At 70.9% G+C, this 14,855-nt stretch carries 16 protein-coding genes; 10 read left to right on the top strand and 6 right to left on the bottom strand.

The window, feature by feature from the left end; genetic code table 11:
• Positions 1–77: 77 nt before the first annotated feature.
• From OHA11_RS15240 to OHA11_RS15225, 4 genes are read left to right on the top strand one after another with little or no spacing between them, the layout of a single operon-like run.
• Positions 78–1,019: an ABC transporter ATP-binding protein gene (locus tag OHA11_RS15240; RefSeq protein WP_266496505.1), complete on the top strand. Its 942-nt coding sequence runs from the start codon at positions 78–80 to the stop codon at positions 1,017–1,019.
• A 50-nt stretch (positions 1,020–1,069) separates the two neighbouring features.
• Entirely contained in the window at positions 1,070–1,810 is a 741-nt protein-coding gene (locus OHA11_RS15235; protein ID WP_266507187.1) for an ABC transporter permease, read from the top strand.
• Positions 1,807–2,991: a sensor histidine kinase gene (locus tag OHA11_RS15230; RefSeq protein WP_266496503.1), complete on the top strand. Its 1,185-nt coding sequence runs from the start codon at positions 1,807–1,809 to the stop codon at positions 2,989–2,991. The genes OHA11_RS15235 and OHA11_RS15230 overlap by 4 nt, the downstream gene beginning before the upstream one ends.
• The gene (locus OHA11_RS15225; protein ID WP_266496500.1) at positions 2,988–3,602 is read left to right on the top strand and encodes a response regulator transcription factor; all 615 of its coding nucleotides are present in this window, start codon (positions 2,988–2,990) and stop codon (positions 3,600–3,602) included. Before OHA11_RS15230 ends, OHA11_RS15225 begins: the two co-directional genes overlap by 4 nt.
• A gap of 124 nt (positions 3,603–3,726) precedes the next feature.
• On the opposite strand, the gene OHA11_RS15220 is transcribed toward OHA11_RS15225, so the two are convergent.
• Both OHA11_RS15220 and OHA11_RS15215 read right to left on the bottom strand, forming a co-directional pair.
• Entirely contained in the window at positions 3,727–4,578 is an 852-nt protein-coding gene (locus tag OHA11_RS15220; protein ID WP_266496497.1) for a transglutaminase-like domain-containing protein, read from the bottom strand.
• Between the two features lie 17 nt (positions 4,579–4,595).
• A complete protein-coding gene (locus OHA11_RS15215) occupies positions 4,596–5,720 on the bottom strand; it encodes a GNAT family N-acetyltransferase (protein WP_266496494.1) in 1,125 nt (374 codons plus the stop codon).
• 142 nt (positions 5,721–5,862) lie between these two features.
• Here OHA11_RS15215 and fdxA point away from each other — a divergent pair, with 142 nt between their 5' ends.
• The gene (gene fdxA, locus OHA11_RS15210; protein ID WP_019058397.1) at positions 5,863–6,183 is read left to right on the top strand and encodes a ferredoxin; all 321 of its coding nucleotides are present in this window, start codon (positions 5,863–5,865) and stop codon (positions 6,181–6,183) included.
• A 213-nt stretch (positions 6,184–6,396) separates the two neighbouring features.
• Complete coding sequence (locus OHA11_RS15205; RefSeq protein ID WP_266496491.1) at positions 6,397–7,491, top strand: bifunctional succinyldiaminopimelate transaminase/glutamate-prephenate aminotransferase; 1,095 nt, start codon at positions 6,397–6,399, stop codon at positions 7,489–7,491.
• A gap of 165 nt (positions 7,492–7,656) precedes the next feature.
• On the opposite strand, the gene OHA11_RS15200 is transcribed toward OHA11_RS15205, so the two are convergent.
• Positions 7,657–8,094 carry an ATP-binding protein gene (locus OHA11_RS15200; protein ID WP_266496489.1) on the bottom strand — a complete coding sequence of 146 codons (438 nt, stop codon included), beginning with the start codon at positions 8,092–8,094 and terminating at the stop codon, positions 7,657–7,659.
• 364 nt (positions 8,095–8,458) lie between these two features.
• Positions 8,459–9,406, bottom strand: coding sequence for a heavy metal transporter (locus tag OHA11_RS15195; protein WP_266496487.1), 948 nt, complete (start codon positions 9,404–9,406; stop codon positions 8,459–8,461).
• A gap of 325 nt (positions 9,407–9,731) precedes the next feature.
• On the opposite strand from OHA11_RS15195, the gene dapE reads away from it, so the two are divergent.
• Complete coding sequence (gene dapE / locus OHA11_RS15190; protein WP_266496484.1) at positions 9,732–10,811, top strand: succinyl-diaminopimelate desuccinylase; 1,080 nt, start codon at positions 9,732–9,734, stop codon at positions 10,809–10,811.
• Between the two features lie 106 nt (positions 10,812–10,917).
• Entirely contained in the window at positions 10,918–11,676 is a 759-nt protein-coding gene (locus OHA11_RS15185; protein WP_055618012.1) for a TIGR00730 family Rossman fold protein, read from the top strand.
• Positions 11,677–11,768: 92 nt separating this feature from the next.
• Here the strand turns inward: OHA11_RS15185 and folP are convergent, their stop codons facing one another.
• Complete coding sequence (gene folP, locus OHA11_RS15180) at positions 11,769–12,629, bottom strand: dihydropteroate synthase (protein WP_266496478.1); 861 nt, start codon at positions 12,627–12,629, stop codon at positions 11,769–11,771.
• A 148-nt stretch (positions 12,630–12,777) separates the two neighbouring features.
• Between folP and OHA11_RS15175 the strand changes: the two genes are divergently transcribed.
• Both OHA11_RS15175 and OHA11_RS15170 read left to right on the top strand, forming a co-directional pair.
• The gene (locus tag OHA11_RS15175) at positions 12,778–13,131 is read left to right on the top strand and encodes a DivIVA domain-containing protein (protein ID WP_266496475.1); all 354 of its coding nucleotides are present in this window, start codon (positions 12,778–12,780) and stop codon (positions 13,129–13,131) included.
• On the top strand, positions 13,128–13,706 hold the full coding sequence (locus OHA11_RS15170) for a DNA-3-methyladenine glycosylase I (RefSeq protein WP_323186567.1): 579 nt from the start codon (positions 13,128–13,130) through the stop codon (positions 13,704–13,706). The genes OHA11_RS15175 and OHA11_RS15170 overlap by 4 nt, the downstream gene beginning before the upstream one ends.
• A 130-nt stretch (positions 13,707–13,836) precedes the next feature.
• Here the strand turns inward: OHA11_RS15170 and OHA11_RS15165 are convergent, their stop codons facing one another.
• Complete coding sequence (locus OHA11_RS15165; RefSeq protein ID WP_266496473.1) at positions 13,837–14,643, bottom strand: enoyl-CoA hydratase/isomerase family protein; 807 nt, start codon at positions 14,641–14,643, stop codon at positions 13,837–13,839.
• Between the last annotated feature and the right edge of the window lie 212 nt (positions 14,644–14,855).

Below are 14,855 nucleotides of genomic sequence, written 5' to 3'. Positions count from 1 at the left end.
CACATGACATCTGTCATCCGGGAGTCACGACGGCCGACACTGCCGGACGGGACCCGCCTCGCGCCACGCTGGCTCACATGACAGCAACTGCGACAGCGACAGCGACCGCGGCGGCCAACGGCTCGGTGGTCGGGTTCGATCAGGTGACCAAGACCTACGGAAGCGTACGGGCCGTGGACGGGCTCACGCTCGCCCTGCACCCGGGCGAGACCGTGGCCCTGCTGGGGCCGAACGGCGCGGGCAAGTCGACCACGCTCGACCTGCTGCTCGGCCTGAAGCACGCGGACAGCGGCTCGGTGCGGGTGTTCGGCGGCAGCCCCCGGGACGCCATCGTCGGCGGGCGCGTCGGCGCGATGCTGCAGAGCGGCGGGCTGATGGACGAGGTCACGGTCCGCGAACTGGTGCGGCTCGCCCGCGACCTGCACCCGAAGCCGTTCCCCGTGCCGGACGTGCTCGCCCGCGCGGGCCTCACACAGATCGCGGACCGCAAGGTCAACAAGCTCTCGGGCGGCCAGCAGCAGCGTGTCCGCTTCGCGCTCGCCACGGCCGGGGACAGCGACCTCATCGTGCTCGACGAGCCGACGACCGGCATGGACGTCTCCGCCCGTCAGGCCTTCTGGGCCACCATGCGCGAGCAGGCCGACCAGGGGCGGACGGTCCTCTTCGCCACGCACTACCTGGAGGAGGCCGACGCCATCGCCGACCGCGTGCTCGTCCTGCACCGGGGGCGGCTGCTGGCGGACGGCAGCGCCGCCGAGATCAAGGCGAAGGCCGGCGCCCGGCGGATCGCGTTCGACCTGGAGGGGCCGATCGACGAGCCCGCGCTGCGCGCCCTGCCCTTCCTCACCCGGCTCGACGTCTCGGGCCACACGGTCCGCGTCCAGTCCTCCGACGCCGACGCGACCGTCCACGCCCTGTACGGGCTCGGCGTCTACCCGCGCAACCTCGAAGTGGCCGGGCTCGGTCTGGAGCAGGCCTTCGTCGCCATCACCGCCGCCGAGGAGGCGCGCACCTCATGAACGCCATGAACGCCATGAACCCCGTGAAGGCCATGTCCGGCATGTCTGGCATGAACAGCCTGATCAAGCTGGAGATCACCCGCGCCCTGCGCAACCGCAAGTTCCTGTTCTTCTCGGTGATCTACCCCTCGGGCCTGTTCCTGCTGATCGCGGGCAGCGCCGACGGCACCACCACGGTCGACGGCACCGGGCTCACGCTGCCGACCTTCTTCATGGTCTCCATGGCGTCCTTCGGCGCCCTGACCGCCGTCCTCATGGGCAACAGTGAGCGCATCGCCAAGGAGCGCGAGAGCGGCTGGGTACGGCAGCTGCGGCTCACGAGCCTGCCGGGACGCGGCTATGTCCTCGCGAAGACCGCGAGCGCCGCCGTCATCAGCCTGCCGTCGATCGTCATCGTCTTCGTGGTCGCGGCGGCCGTGAAGGACGTACGCCTGGACGCCTGGCAGTGGCTCGCGCTCACCGGCGCGATCTGGGCCGGCAGCCTCGTCTTCGCCGCGCTCGGGGTCGCCATCGGCTACCTCGCGAGTGGTGACGCGGTCCGCCCGATCACGATGATCGTGTACTTCGGCCTGTCCATGCTGGGCGGCCTGTGGATGCCCACGACGACCTTCCCTGGCTGGCTGCAGGACATCGCGAAGTGGCTGCCCACGCACGCGTACGCTGCCCTCGGGCAGGCCATCGAACAGAGCCAGGCCCCGCACGCGAAGGACCTCGCCATCCTCGCCGTCTCCTTCGTCCTGTTCGCGGGCGGCGCGGCCTGGCTGTACAGGAAGGACACGCTGAAGGCGTGAGCGGCGTGGAGATCGGCATCGGGCAGCGCCCCACGAACCGGAAGCAGCGGGCGGTCAAGCTCCTGTGGACCAGCATCTGGCTCGCCTACCTGAGCGCGCCCGTGAGCGACCTGCTGCACGGCGGGCACAGTGACGGAGTCCGCGTCCTCGGCGTCATCGGCCTGGTGGCCTTCGTCGTCTGGTACTTCGCCCTGATCTTCCGCGCCGGACGCGGTGAGACGAACGGTGTGGTGCTCGGCTCACTGGCTGTACTCGCGGCCCAGTCCTCGATCCTCTCGCTCACCCTCGGCCGCGAGTGGCTCGTCCTGTTCGTGTACGTGTCGGTCGCGTCCGGCGCGGCACTGCCACCGCGGTTGGCACGGCTGACCGTCCCGGGCGTGTCCGCGCTGATGACGGTGATCGCCTTCTCCGTACCGGAGGGGGACGAGTACCTGGCCTCGCTGCTCCTTCCGGCGCTCCTCGGAGGATTCGCGATGGTGGGCGTCCGCACCCTGATCCGTACGACGATCGAGCTGCGCGAGGCCCGTGCCACCGTCGCCCAGCTCGCCGCCAACGAGGAACGGCTGCGGCTGGCCCGCGACCTGCACGACCTGCTCGGCCACTCGCTCTCGCTGATCACGCTGAAAAGCGAGCTCGCGGGCCGGATGCTGCCCGACCACCCCGACAAGGCGGCCCAGCAGGTCGCCGACATGGAGAACGTCAGCCGCCAGGCCATGGTCGACGTACGGGAGGCGGTCACCGGCTACCGGCGGCCCCGGCTGCCCGGTGAACTCGCGGGCGCGCGGGTCGCCCTGACCGCGGCGGGCATCACGGCCGAACTGCCGGCCGAACCCGACCTCACCGGCGTCACCTCGGACACCGAGTCCGTGCTGGCGTGGGCACTGCGCGAGGCCGTCACCAACGTCGTACGCCACAGTGGGGCCCGGGCTTGCGTGGTCGAGCTGGTACGGCGGCAGACACTCGACGGACCGGTGCTGGAGCTGAGCGTGGAGGACGACGGAGGCGGGCCCGACAGCGGTCCGGGCAACCGGGTTGGCAGCGGTCCGGGCAACGGGCTGACCGGACTGCGGGAGCGGCTGGAGAAGGTGGGCGGGGAGCTGGAGGCGGGAAGCGCACGGCACGGGTTTCGGCTACTGGCCCGCGTTCCCGCGGCCACCCCAGCCGTAGGATCCGGGGCATGAGCCGAACGATCAAGGTCCTGCTCGCCGAGGACCAGTCGATGGTCCGCGAGGCCCTGGCCGCCCTCCTCGGCCTCGAACCGGACATCGACGTGGTGGCACAGGTCGCGCGCGGCGACGAGGTGCTGGCCGCCGTACGCGGGCACGACGTGGACGTGGCGCTCCTGGACATCGAGATGCCGGGCGCCACCGGCATCGAGGCGGCGGCCGAGCTCCACCGGGAGTTCCCCGAGCTCAAGCTGGTCATCCTCACGACCTTCGGCCGCCCCGGCTATCTCCGCAGCGCCATGGAGGCGGGCGCCGACGCCTTCCTCGTGAAGGACGCGCCCGCCGCCCAACTCGCCGAAGCGATACGCAAGGTCCTCACCGGCGAACGCGTCATCGACCCCGCGCTCGCGGCGGCGGCCCTGGCCGAGGGCGCCAACCCCCTGACGGACCGCGAACGCGAGGTACTCCGCGCGGCGGCCGACGGCTCCACCAACGCGGAACTGGCGACAACCCTGCACCTCTCCCAGGGCACGGTCCGCAACTACCTCTCCACCGCGATCCAAAAACTGGCGGCACGGAACAGGGCGGAGGCGGTCAGGATCGCGAGGGAAAAGGGCTGGCTGTAGAGCCCCTTCAGGGGCGCCCCGTAGGGGCGCGGGGAACTGCGCGACAAGCCACAACGCGCCCGTGGCCGCACGACGACAACAGCCCTACGGCGCCTGGGCAAGAGAGCTGCGGCTCAGCCAAAACTCAGTTGAGCATCGCCCGAGCCGCCTGCGCCTGCCGCCGAACCCTGTCGGCCGCCGACGAGTCAACGGCCGCCACAACCTCCGCGTACGCATCGAGTTCCGTCGCCCCCGCAAGGAAGTCCCCCCGCTCAACGAGCAGTTGGGCCCGGTCGTACCGAAGCCGAGCGGGATGCGAGGGCAGCAACAGGGAGAAGTCGACGGCCCAGAGGGCCACATCGGACTGCTCGGGCCGAGCCGCCGCCCAGGCCCGGACATTGTTGAGGATGCGCAGGACGACGTCCAACGGATCCGCGGGCGACAGCATCGACGGATCCAGCGGCGCCCCCGTCGCCCCGGCCACCAGCAGCTCCGCATCGGTCCCGGTCAGCACCCGGCCACCGTCGAACGGATCAACGAGAACCTGCTGCTCCGGCGGCCCGAACCCGACCACGAAATGCCCCGGCAGAGCAACCCCGTACACCGGCGCCCCCGCCCGCCTCGCGACCTCCATCCACACCACCGACAACAGGATCGGCAGCCCGCGCCGCCGCCGCAGCACCTCGTGCAACAGCGAGGAGTCCAGCCGCTGATAGTCACCGGGCGTACCCCGGAACCCACAACGGCCGCCCAGATGCTCGGCGAGCGCCGCGGCCCAGGACCGCGGCCCGCCGGGCCCGAACGGCAGCTCCCCGGCCAGCCGGTCCAGCTCGATCTGCGCCGCGTCCATCCCGGCCTCGTCCAGCCCCCCGTCCGCCTGGGCGCCCACCAGCAGACACAACGCCGACAGGTCGGGCCGCTCGGCCCGCGCCTCGTCGCCGAACCGCCGCCGCCACGCGGCGCTCCGCTCGGGCCCGGGAGGATGAAGAGGACGCATAGCTGCCTCGTGCCCTTTCACGCCGATCGATACCGCTGTGTGGCTCCGCCACGGACTTCTCCACGGATTTCGCCGCCGGGGCCCTGGCCGATGTGTTCGTCGGCACCAGCGGGGGTCATGGGGGTCCCGCCGCGCGGTGCCGCGGGCCCGCGATAGTGGTGGTACGCGTGATGCGCCGCGAAGCCCATCCCCGCGTACAGGGCCCGGGCGCCCGCGTTGTCGGCCTCCACCTGGAGCCAGGCCGCCGAGGCGCCCTCGGACAGGGCCTGGCGGGCCAGGGCGGCCATGACCGTGGTGGCCAGGCCCTGGCGGCGCAGGGACGGATCGACCTCCACCGCCGCGAAACCGGCCCAGCGCCCGTCGACCACACAGCGGCCGATGGCCGCAGGTATGCCCGGTTCGGCGCCGGGCACGGTCGCGAACCACACCGAGGGCCCGCTGCCCAGCACCTCCAGGGCCACCCCGCTCACGCCCTTGCGCTGGTAGCGGCCCAGCCACGCCTCGTCCGCCTCGCGCGCCAGCACGACGGCCCGGTCCGGGTCGGGGTCCGGGAGATCACCGATCGGCGCCAGCGCGCCGATCCACATCTCCGCGCTCACCTCACGCACCCACCCCCGCGCCTCCAGCTCCGCGCACAGCGGCTCCTGCGTGCCCGCGGCCCCGGTCGCGGTCTGCACGTACGCGGGCAGCCCCCGGGCCGCGTACCACTCCCGTACGAGCGACAGGGCCTCGTCCAGCGGGACGCCCGGGTCGCCGAGCGGCAGCACCGAGTTGGCGCGCCGGGTGAACCCCGCGGCGGCCCGCAGCTCCCACTCACCGAGCCGCTCCCGCTCGACCGGCTGCCAGGCCCGTGCGGAGACCCGCGCCAGTTCCTCGTACGAGGCCGCCGGACCCCGGCGGCGGGCGGGCGCGGAGGGCACGACCTTGCCCGCCACCAGCGCCGACTCCGGAATCCGGACACTCTCCCCGGACCGGCGTGTGATCAGGAGCACACCGTCATCCCATGATGTGAGAACGCCAACCGTGTCGGTGAACTTCTCACCCTCAGGAGCGTCTTCGTGCAACCGTCGAACCGAGACACGTTTTCCCACGTCAGCGCGGGTAACGCGGACCTTGAGCCGGAAGTGTGCGGAGAATTCCACAGCTCAGTCCAACCCTCCTGTTCGGATCATGCCCAAGAACGGAGATACTAGGTGTGGGCATCGACGACGCCGCGCTCCCGCGCGCCAGGTGGCGGAGGCCTGAAGACGGCTCGCCAGCGCCCTATCGAGGAGGAACGACAGCGTGACCTACGTCATCGCGCAGCCTTGTGTCGACGTCAAGGACAAGGCGTGCATCGAGGAGTGCCCGGTCGACTGCATCTACGAGGGCTCCCGGTCCTTGTACATCCACCCGGACGAATGCGTCGACTGTGGAGCCTGTGAGCCGGTCTGCCCGGTCGAGGCGATCTTCTACGAAGACGACACTCCCGAGGAGTGGAAGGACTACTACAAGGCGAACGTCGAGTTCTTCGACGAGCTCGGCTCGCCCGGCGGTGCCAGCAAACTGGGACTCATCGAGCGCGACCACCCCTTCGTCGCAGCGCTGCCGCCGCAGAACCAGTAAGTACGTACGCTGGGGTCCCGCCCAGCCGTAGAGTGCCGCCCCGGTCCCGTACGGCCTGCCGCCGTACGGGACCGAGGCGTTTGCCGTACGAAGCCGCCACCCCGTACGACGCGCCACCCGTAGGACGGGCCCGCAGGACGCGCCCGCAGGACGCGCCCGCAGAACGGGCCACCGGTACGTCCGTACGTTCGTACGAGAAAGTGAGCAGAACCCGTGTCCGCAGTCTCCGACCGGCTTCCCACCTTTCCCTGGGACAAGCTGGAGCCCTTCAAGGCGACGGCCGCCGCTCACCCGGGCGGCATCGTCGACCTGTCCGTCGGCACTCCGGTCGATCCGGTGCCCGACCTGGTCCAGAAAGCTCTGGTCGCGGCGGCCGACTCGCCCGGCTATCCCACGGTGTGGGGCACGCCGGAGCTGCGGGACGCCCTGGTGGGCTGGTGCGAGCGACGGCTGGGCGCACGGGACCTCACCCACCGCAACGTCCTGCCGGTGGTCGGCTCCAAGGAACTGGTCGCCTGGCTGCCCACGCAGCTGGGGCTCGGCCCCGGCGACCGGGTCGCCTACCCGCGCCTGGCGTACCCGACGTACGAGGTCGGCGCCCGCCTGGCCCGCGCGGACTACGTGGCATACGAGGACCCGACGGACCTGGACCCCACCGGCCTGAAGCTGCTGTGGCTCAACTCCCCGTCGAACCCGACCGGCCGAGTGCTCGCCCTCCCGGAACTGACCCGGATCGTGGCCTGGGCGCGCGAGCACGGCATCCTCGTGTTCTCCGATGAGTGCTACATCGAGCTGGGCTGGGAGGCCGACCCGGTCTCGGTCCTGCACCCCGAGGTGTGCGGCGGCTCGTACGAGGGGATCGTGTCGGTCCACTCGCTCTCCAAGCGGTCGAACCTGGCGGGCTACCGCGCGGCGTTCCTGGCCGGTGACTCCGCGGTCCTCGGTGACCTGCTCCAGATCCGTAAGCACGGCGGCATGATGACCTCCGCGCCCACCCAGGCCGCGACGGTCGCCGCCCTCTCCGACGACACCCACGTCCACGAACAGCGCGCCCGCTACACGGCCCGCCGCACCGCCCTCCGCGACGCCCTCCTGGCCCACGGCTTCCGCATCGAACACAGCGAGGCCAGCCTCTACCTCTGGGCCACGAGGGACGAGCCCTGCTGGAACACGGTGGCCCACCTGGCGGACCTCGGCATCCTGGTGGCCCCGGGCGACTTCTACGGCCCGGCAGGCGACACCTTCGTACGCGTGGCACTCACGGCAACGGACGAACGGGTAGGGGCGGCGGTAGCCCGCCTGACTTGATTAATTGCCCGGGCGGGGGCGTTTCTTAGGGGCGCGGGACTGTATCGATTTGCGGCTCCACCGCGTGGGCGCGACCAGCCACAGCGCAGCCGCACCCACCCACCGGGCAAAAACGAAGGGGTTCAGGGAAACTCCCTGAACCCCTTCGCGACACAGCCCAGGCGGCTAGCCGAGCGGCAGCCCCTTCAGCGGCAGCTGCTCCGCCCCGGGCAGCCCACCCTTGGCAACGGAATCGGTCGGCAGCCCACCACCGGTGGCCCCCGCGGCGTCACCGAGCACGTCACCCGCGGTCCCGGCGGCATCCCCGGCGGTCTTCTGGGCGGCGGGAGTCGTGGTCTTGACGGCCTTGCCGCCGGTCTTGCCCGCGGTCGGCACGGCCTTCTTGACGGCCTTGCTGCCCGCGTCACCCGCGAGCCCGGTGGCGTTCTGCGTGGCGCCGTCGACGGTGGTGCCCGCGTTGTCCAGCGCGGTCAGCCCGCCGAGGTCGGGGGTGGCCGGCAGTTCGGCCGCGCTCGCGGAGCCGGCCGCACCGACCCCGGCTGCCGCTCCCGCTGCGACGAGCAGCGCGGCACGGGCGATCCGGCGGGTCAGGGGGAGGGACATGATGCTCCTTTGACGGAAGAGAACGGTGAAGTGTCGTGCCGTGCCCGGCAGTTGACCGACTGGATGTCGGCCTTCCGTTGATCGACCGGCTGTTGATCGTTCCGGGCTCGGACGCAGTGACTACCGCTCGAAGTCCGCGAAGGTTGCGGTGGCCCAATGTAAAGAGTTGGCAATGCGTCGCATTATCGGCTGCGGAGAAACCCGGGCAAAGAACGCCCGGTGAGAAAGTCTGCCGAATCGCTACGGCCCTTTGTCCCCAAGGGATTTTGCGGATTCGCGGGAGACGCGGGACGCGCCGGAGGAAAACCTTGGCGGGCCGTCGAGATGCCGCGCCGGTAGTGCCCCGAACGGGTGACGGCCCGTACTACTGACCGGTGACGATTCGGACTTCGTCCGTGGCGTTCCGCGCACCCGATCCGTCGTCGCGCCACTCGCTCTGGGTGTTGCCCGCCGTCCACGCCCGGCCCGCGTACGAGACCCGGTCGACGTGCAGCGCGGACGCGTTGGCCACGGCCCAGTGCGCCAGTGCCCAGCCCCGCCGCAGCGCCCCGCCCTGCGCGGCGGGGGCCTTCGGGACGGTCAAGGTCACGGTCTGCGGGCCGCCGGGGCTGCTCGCGCCGGTGGACGAGACGGACGGTACGGCCGCCGATGCCGATGCCGATGCCGATGCGGAGGCCGGTGAGGTGGCAGCCGGTGAGGTGGCGGTGGCTTCCGCGCCCACCTTCCGGAGCACGTCGCGCCCGAAGTCCCGGACGAGCGCGGAACGCACCGTCTCCGGGCCGTCGGGCGCTGTGCTCGGCCGTCCCTCGCAGGTGAGGGTGCCGGCCGCGCGCCCGGTCAGGGCCGCGGCGAGGAGCGTGGCGTCCGGCTCATGCTTCGCGTACGCCTCGGGATAGCCGCTGCGCTGGACGCGCTGCGCGGCGATGGTGAGCGGCAGTTTCGTGTAGTCCGGCACCTTCTCCAGGTGCTCGTAGAACTCGTCCGCCGCGTACGTCGGGTCCAGGATCTCCTTCTCGGTGCCCCAGCCCTGCGACGGCCGCTGCTGGAACAGGCCCAGTGAATCCCGGTCGCCGTGGGCGATGTTGAGCAGGGCGGACTCCTGGAGGGACGTCGCGAGGGCGATCGTGACGGCACGCTCGGGCACGCCGCGGAGGGTGCCGACCGCCGTGATCGTCGCCGCGTTCACCGCCTGTTCCGCCGTGAACTCGTACGACTCTCCGTCGCCGTTGCCCGCGACGACCTTGCACTTCGGTTCGCCCCTGCTCCCGGTCAGGTACTGCACGGCGAGATAGCCCGCGAGGGCGAGTAACACGGCTAAAGCGGCTCCCGAACGCAGAAGACGGCCGCGGCGCGAAGGGCGTAAGGAACGGGCGGAAGTGGGGGAAGGCGCTGCCACTTGCAACAAGATACTGGAGAGTACTGTGTGGAATCTGTGGAGCTGTGGAAAATCCTGGGGCCCGGAAGTCGTGCCGGTTTGCCGAAACGGCCGGGAGTCCGATACAGGGCTGTGGCCCGACCACCGCCCGACCGCCGCCCTACTCCTGCTCGACCTGGGCTCGACCGCTGCCCGGCACTCCGCCCGGTCGTCGCCCGGTCGCCGGCCGGGCCCGGACGCGCGCCGCGTTAGGGTCGACGGCATGGCCGACACCCAACTTGACCTCGCCCTGGACGCCGCCCGGCTCACCGCGCAGCTCGTCGACTTCCCCTCGGAGAGCGGCACGGAGAAGCCCCTCGCGGACGCCGTCGAGACCGCCCTGCGAGCCCTGCCGCACCTGACGGTCGACCGGTACGGCAACAACGTCGTGGCGCGTACGAACCTGGGCCGGGCCGAGCGAGTGATCCTGGCAGGCCACATCGACACGGTCCCGATCGCCGACAACGTGCCCTCGCGCCTCGACGAGAACGGCGTGCTGTGGGGCTGCGGCACCTGCGACATGAAGTCGGGTGTCGCCGTCCAGCTGCGGATCGCGGCCACGGTCCCGGCCCCCAACCGCGACCTCACCTTCGTCTTCTACGACAACGAAGAGGTCGCCGCACACCTCAACGGTCTGAAGCATGTGGCCGAGGCCCACCCCGACTGGCTGCAGGGCGACTTCGCGGTCCTCCTGGAGCCGTCCGACGGCCAGGTCGAGGGCGGCTGCCAGGGAACCCTGCGGGTGCTGCTGAGGACGAAGGGCGAGCGCGCACACTCCGCGCGCAGTTGGATGGGCTCCAACGCCATCCACGCGGCCGCCCCGATCCTCGCCCGCCTCGCCTCCTACGAGCCGCGCTATCCGGTCATCGACGGCCTGGAATACCGCGAGGGCCTCAACGCCGTCGGCATCTCGGGCGGAGTGGCGGGCAACGTCATCCCCGACGAGTGCGTGGTGACCGTCAACTTCCGTTACGCGCCGGACCGTACGGAGGCCGAAGCGCTGGCCCACGTCCACGAGGTCTTCGCCGACTGCGACATCGCGGAGTTCGTGGTCGACGACCACAGTGGCGCGGCGCTGCCGGGCCTCTCCCACCCCGCGGCCGCCGCCTTCATCGAGGCCGTCGGGGGCACCCCCCAGCCCAAGTACGGCTGGACCGACGTCTCCCGCTTCAGCGCGCTCGGCGTCCCGGCGGTCAACTACGGTCCCGGCAACCCGCATTTGGCACACAAGCGGGACGAACGCGTCGAAACGGCGAAGATCCTGGCGGGCGAGGAGAGGCTGAGGGCGTGGCTGACCGCCTGACCCGTACCTGACGGCGGTTCACGGCGGACATGTCGGCGTCCCCCCTCCGTAACCCGCGTAGATCTACGCTGGGGTGGAACGACCCGCACGCGTGGAGGGAGCGGACATGGCTACTGGCAACCCGGAGGGCAAGAAGCGGCCACCGGAGGAGCAGCGGCTGGGCCCCGTGCTGCGCAGGCGGGGGCAGGTGCAGGCGAGCACGACGGACCAGCGGCTGCTGGACGCCGGCGGGCCGTCGGACTGGGTCCACACCGATCCCTGGCGGGTGCTGCGCATCCAGTCGGAGTTCATCGAGGGCTTCGGCACGCTGGCCGAACTCCCGCCCGCGATCAGTGTGTTCGGCTCGGCGCGGACGAAGGCGGACTCTCCGGAGTACGAGGCGGGGGTCGCGCTCGGGCGCGGTCTGGTCGAGGCGGGCTTCGCCGTGATCACGGGCGGTGGCCCCGGCGCCATGGAGGCGGCCAACAAGGGCGCCTGCGAGGCGAAGGGCATCTCCGTCGGCCTCGGCATCGAGCTGCCCTTCGAGCAGGGGCTCAACCAGTACGTCGACATCGGGCTCAACTTCCGCTACTTCTTCGTGCGGAAGATGATGTTCGTGAAGTACGCCCAGGGGTTCGTGGTGCTGCCCGGCGGGCTCGGCACCCTCGACGAACTCTTCGAGGCGCTCACCCTCGTCCAGACCCAGAAGGTCACCCGCTTCCCGATCGTGCTCTTCGGTACGGAGTACTGGGGCGGGCTGGTGGACTGGCTCAAGAACACCCTGATCGCCCAGGGCAAGGCCTCGGAAAAGGACCTGCTCCTGTTCCACCTCACGGACGACGTGGACGAGGCGGTGGCGTTGGTGTCGAAGGAGGCGGGGAGGTAGGGGCAGCCTTTTTCTCGCCCCCGCCCCCCTACCCCCCGCTCGAGCGAAGCCGAGAGTGGGGGAGGGCAGGGGCGGCGGGGGCGAAAAAGGCCCTACGCCAGCCCCCGCCGGGCCACCGCCGGCGGCCGGTGCCCCGCGATCGACGCCACCATGTCCAGCACCTGCCGCGTCTCGGCGACCTCATGGACCCGGTACACCTGCGCCCCCAGCCACGCCGACACGGCGGTAGTCGCGAGCGTCCCGACCACCCGCTCCTTCAGCGGCCTGTCGAGCGTCTCGCCCACGAAGTCCTTGTTGGAGAGCGAGACCAGCACAGGCCAACCTGTGTCCACCAGCTCCCCAAGACGCCGCGTCGCCTCAAGACTGTGCCGCGTGTTCTTCCCGAAGTCGTGCCCGGGATCGATGAGCACGGACTCCCGCGGCACCCCCACCTCCACGGCCCGCTCGGCCAGCGCCGACGTCACCCGAAGAATGTCGGCCACGACATCGTCGTAGGCGATGCGATGAGGACGAGTCCGAGGCTGCGTCTCACCGGCGTGCGTACACACCAGCCCCACCCCGTACCGCCCGGCGACCTCCGCGAGCAGCGGATCGACCCCGCCCCACGCGTCGTTGAGCAGGTCCGCGCCCACCTCGCACACCGCCTCGCCCACCTCGTGCCGCCACGTGTCGACACTGATGACCACGTCGGGGAAACGGCGCCGCACCTCGGCGACGAACCCGACCGTCCGCCGCGCCTCCTCCTCGGCCGTCACCTCCTCGCCCGGCCCGGCCTTGACCCCGCCGATGTCGACGATGGCGGCACCCTCGGACACCGCCTGCTCCACGCGCGCGAGCGCGGGCTCGTCGTGGAAGGTGGCCCCCTGGTCGTAGAAGGAGTCCGGGGTCCGGTTCACGATCGCCATGATCACCGGCTCGTGCGCCTCGAACTCGCGCCTGCCCAGCCTGAGCATCCCCTGTGACCTCTCCCAGTAGTCGGCAGCGGATGTCGCCGTTCCGCCGCCTGCGACCCTAACTGTCAGAGTCGCATGGCACGATCGGAGCCTGACACTTTCCGCGCCGACGCGTCCGCGTCGGCACCAGAGCGTGGGGACCTCAGCGATGTACATGTTCTTGTTCCTGGTCGTCGCCCTCGTCGTGGTGGTCGGGGCGGTGACTCTCTCCGTGGTGGGAGGCGGTGAGAGCGCCGCACTTCCCGAGGTCCCGCCGGAGCGCCTGCGGGATCCGCTGTCCGTGGACCGCCCCCTGCACCGCGGCGACGTCGAGGCCCTGCGCTTCCCGCTCACGATGCGCGGCTACCGCATGGCGGACGTGGACGACGCCCTGGGCCGCCTCGGTGCCGAGCTGGCCGAGCGGGACGTCCGGATCGCCGACCTGGAAGCGGCGCTGGCCGGAGCGGCGCACGCGGCCCGGGGCACCTCCCTGGAGAAGCCCGCCGAGGATGACCACCGGTGAGCGACACCCAGAAGGGCCCCGACGGCGCCCTGCGCTGCCCCTGGGCCCTGTCGGCCGAGGACTACGTGGCGTACCACGACGAGGAGTGGGGCCGCCCGGTCCACGGCGACGACGCGTTGTACGAGCGGCTGTGCCTGGAGGCGTTCCAGTCGGGCCTCTCCTGGATCACGATCCTGCGCCGCCGCGAGGGCTTCCGCGCCGCCTTCGCCGACTTCAAGATCGCCGAGATCGCCACGTTCACGGACGCCGACAAGGACCGCCTCCTCGGCGACCCGGGCATCATCCGCAACCGCGCCAAGATCGAGGCGACGGTGGCCAACGCCCGGGTGCTCACGGAATGGGCACCGGGCGAGCTGGACGAACTGATCTGGTCCTTCGCCCCGGACCCGACAACACGCCCGGCCCCGAAGGCCCTCGCCGACGTCCCGGCCGTCACCGACGAGTCAACGGCCCTCTCCAAGACCCTCAAAAAACGAGGCATCCGCTTCGTGGGCCCCACAACGGCCTACGCCTTGATGCAGGCCTGCGGCTTGGTGGACGACCACTTGCAGGACTGTGTAGCAAGGGTCCACTGAGGAGCGCCCTTCAGGGGCGCGGGGCTGTATCGACATGCGGCTCCTCCCCCACTCTCGGCTTCGCGAGCGGGGGGACTCCCATCGTGGGCGCGACAAGCCCCCCACCGAACCCGCAGCTCCCCACAAACGATCACCGCCCCAAATATTTCGGCTTCTCCTTGTTGACGAACGCCTGCACAGCGATCACATGATCCTCAGAAGACCCGGCCCGCGTCTGCAACTCGTCCTCCTTCTCCAACGTCTCCTCCAGAGAGTGCGAGAGCCCGAACGCAAGGGACTCCTTGAGCGCGGCGTACGCCAAGGTCGGCCCCTCGGCCAGCCCCCGAGCCACCTTCACCGCCTCAGCCGCCAGCTCGGCAGACGGCACAACCCGGTTGGCGATCCCCAGCTCGTACGCCTCCTGCGCGGTGATGCTGCGCGGAAAGAGCAGCAGATCCGCGGCCCGCGACGGCCCGACGACCCGCGGCAGCGTCCAGGAGATCCCCGAGTCGGCGGTCAGCGCGACCCCGGCGAACGACGTGTTGAAGGCAGCCGTGTCGGCAACGATGCGATAGTCCGCCGCGAGCGCGAAACCGAAGCCGGCACCGGCCGCGACGCCGTTGACCGCCGCCACTACCGGCTTCGCCGCCCCGGTCAGGGCCCGCACGATCGGGTTGTAGTGCTCCTGGACCGTGCTCATGACACCCTCGCCCGATTCCGACTCGCGCGCCGTCGTCAGCCCGCCGATGTGCTCCTTGAGGTCCTGGCCCACGCAGAAGGCCCGGTCACCGGCGGCGGTGAGCAGCACGGCCCGTACGGAGTCGTCCGCCGCGGCCGCCTGTGCCGCCTCGCGGAAGGCGACCTTGGTCTCGATGTTCATCGCGTTCATCGCCTCGGGGCGGTTCAGCGTGATCGTCGCGAGTCCGTCGCTCACCTCGTAGAGCACGGTGTCGGCCATGATGGTCCCCTCAGGTGTCGCGGCTCCGTCGTACCCGTCGGTACGTTCTGGTCTGAGGACAGCATGGCGGAGATCATGAGGGGCAGCGGGGTTCGGACATGTGACCTGCGTCAAAGAATTCCGGCGTCCGAAAGTCCATGCAGCGGTGCGACAGCGGCGCAGTATCGCAGCCACTTCGGCGAATTGAGTGGTTTTGCTCAAGTGCGTTGCGC

This window comes from Streptomyces sp. NBC_00878 (assembly GCF_026341515.1).
GTDB lineage: Bacteria > Actinomycetota > Actinomycetes > Streptomycetales > Streptomycetaceae > Streptomyces.
Note: the sequence above shows the minus strand (reverse complement) of the source record. Positions and strands in the feature narration are given on the sequence as shown.

What these genes read in the sequence shown, in the direction of transcription:
- OHA11_RS15240 (WP_266496505.1), top strand. Translation starts at nt 78, where the DNA reads ATGACAGCAACTGCGACAGCGACAGCGACCGCGGCGGCCAACGGCTCG.
- OHA11_RS15235 (WP_266507187.1), top strand. Translation starts at nt 1,070, where the DNA reads ATGAACAGCCTGATCAAGCTGGAGATCACCCGCGCCCTGCGCAACCGC.
- OHA11_RS15225 (WP_266496500.1), top strand. Translation starts at nt 2,988, where the DNA reads ATGAGCCGAACGATCAAGGTCCTGCTCGCCGAGGACCAGTCGATGGTC.
- OHA11_RS15220 (WP_266496497.1), bottom strand. Translation starts at nt 4,578, where the DNA reads ATGCGTCCTCTTCATCCTCCCGGGCCCGAGCGGAGCGCCGCGTGGCGG.
- OHA11_RS15200 (WP_266496489.1), bottom strand. Translation starts at nt 8,094, where the DNA reads ATGTCCCTCCCCCTGACCCGCCGGATCGCCCGTGCCGCGCTGCTCGTC.
- dapE (WP_266496484.1), top strand. Translation starts at nt 9,732, where the DNA reads ATGGCCGACACCCAACTTGACCTCGCCCTGGACGCCGCCCGGCTCACC.
- OHA11_RS15185 (WP_055618012.1), top strand. Translation starts at nt 10,918, where the DNA reads ATGGCTACTGGCAACCCGGAGGGCAAGAAGCGGCCACCGGAGGAGCAG.
- folP (WP_266496478.1), bottom strand. Translation starts at nt 12,629, where the DNA reads ATGCTCAGGCTGGGCAGGCGCGAGTTCGAGGCGCACGAGCCGGTGATC.
- OHA11_RS15175 (WP_266496475.1), top strand. Translation starts at nt 12,778, where the DNA reads ATGTACATGTTCTTGTTCCTGGTCGTCGCCCTCGTCGTGGTGGTCGGG.
- OHA11_RS15165 (WP_266496473.1), bottom strand. Translation starts at nt 14,643, where the DNA reads ATGGCCGACACCGTGCTCTACGAGGTGAGCGACGGACTCGCGACGATC.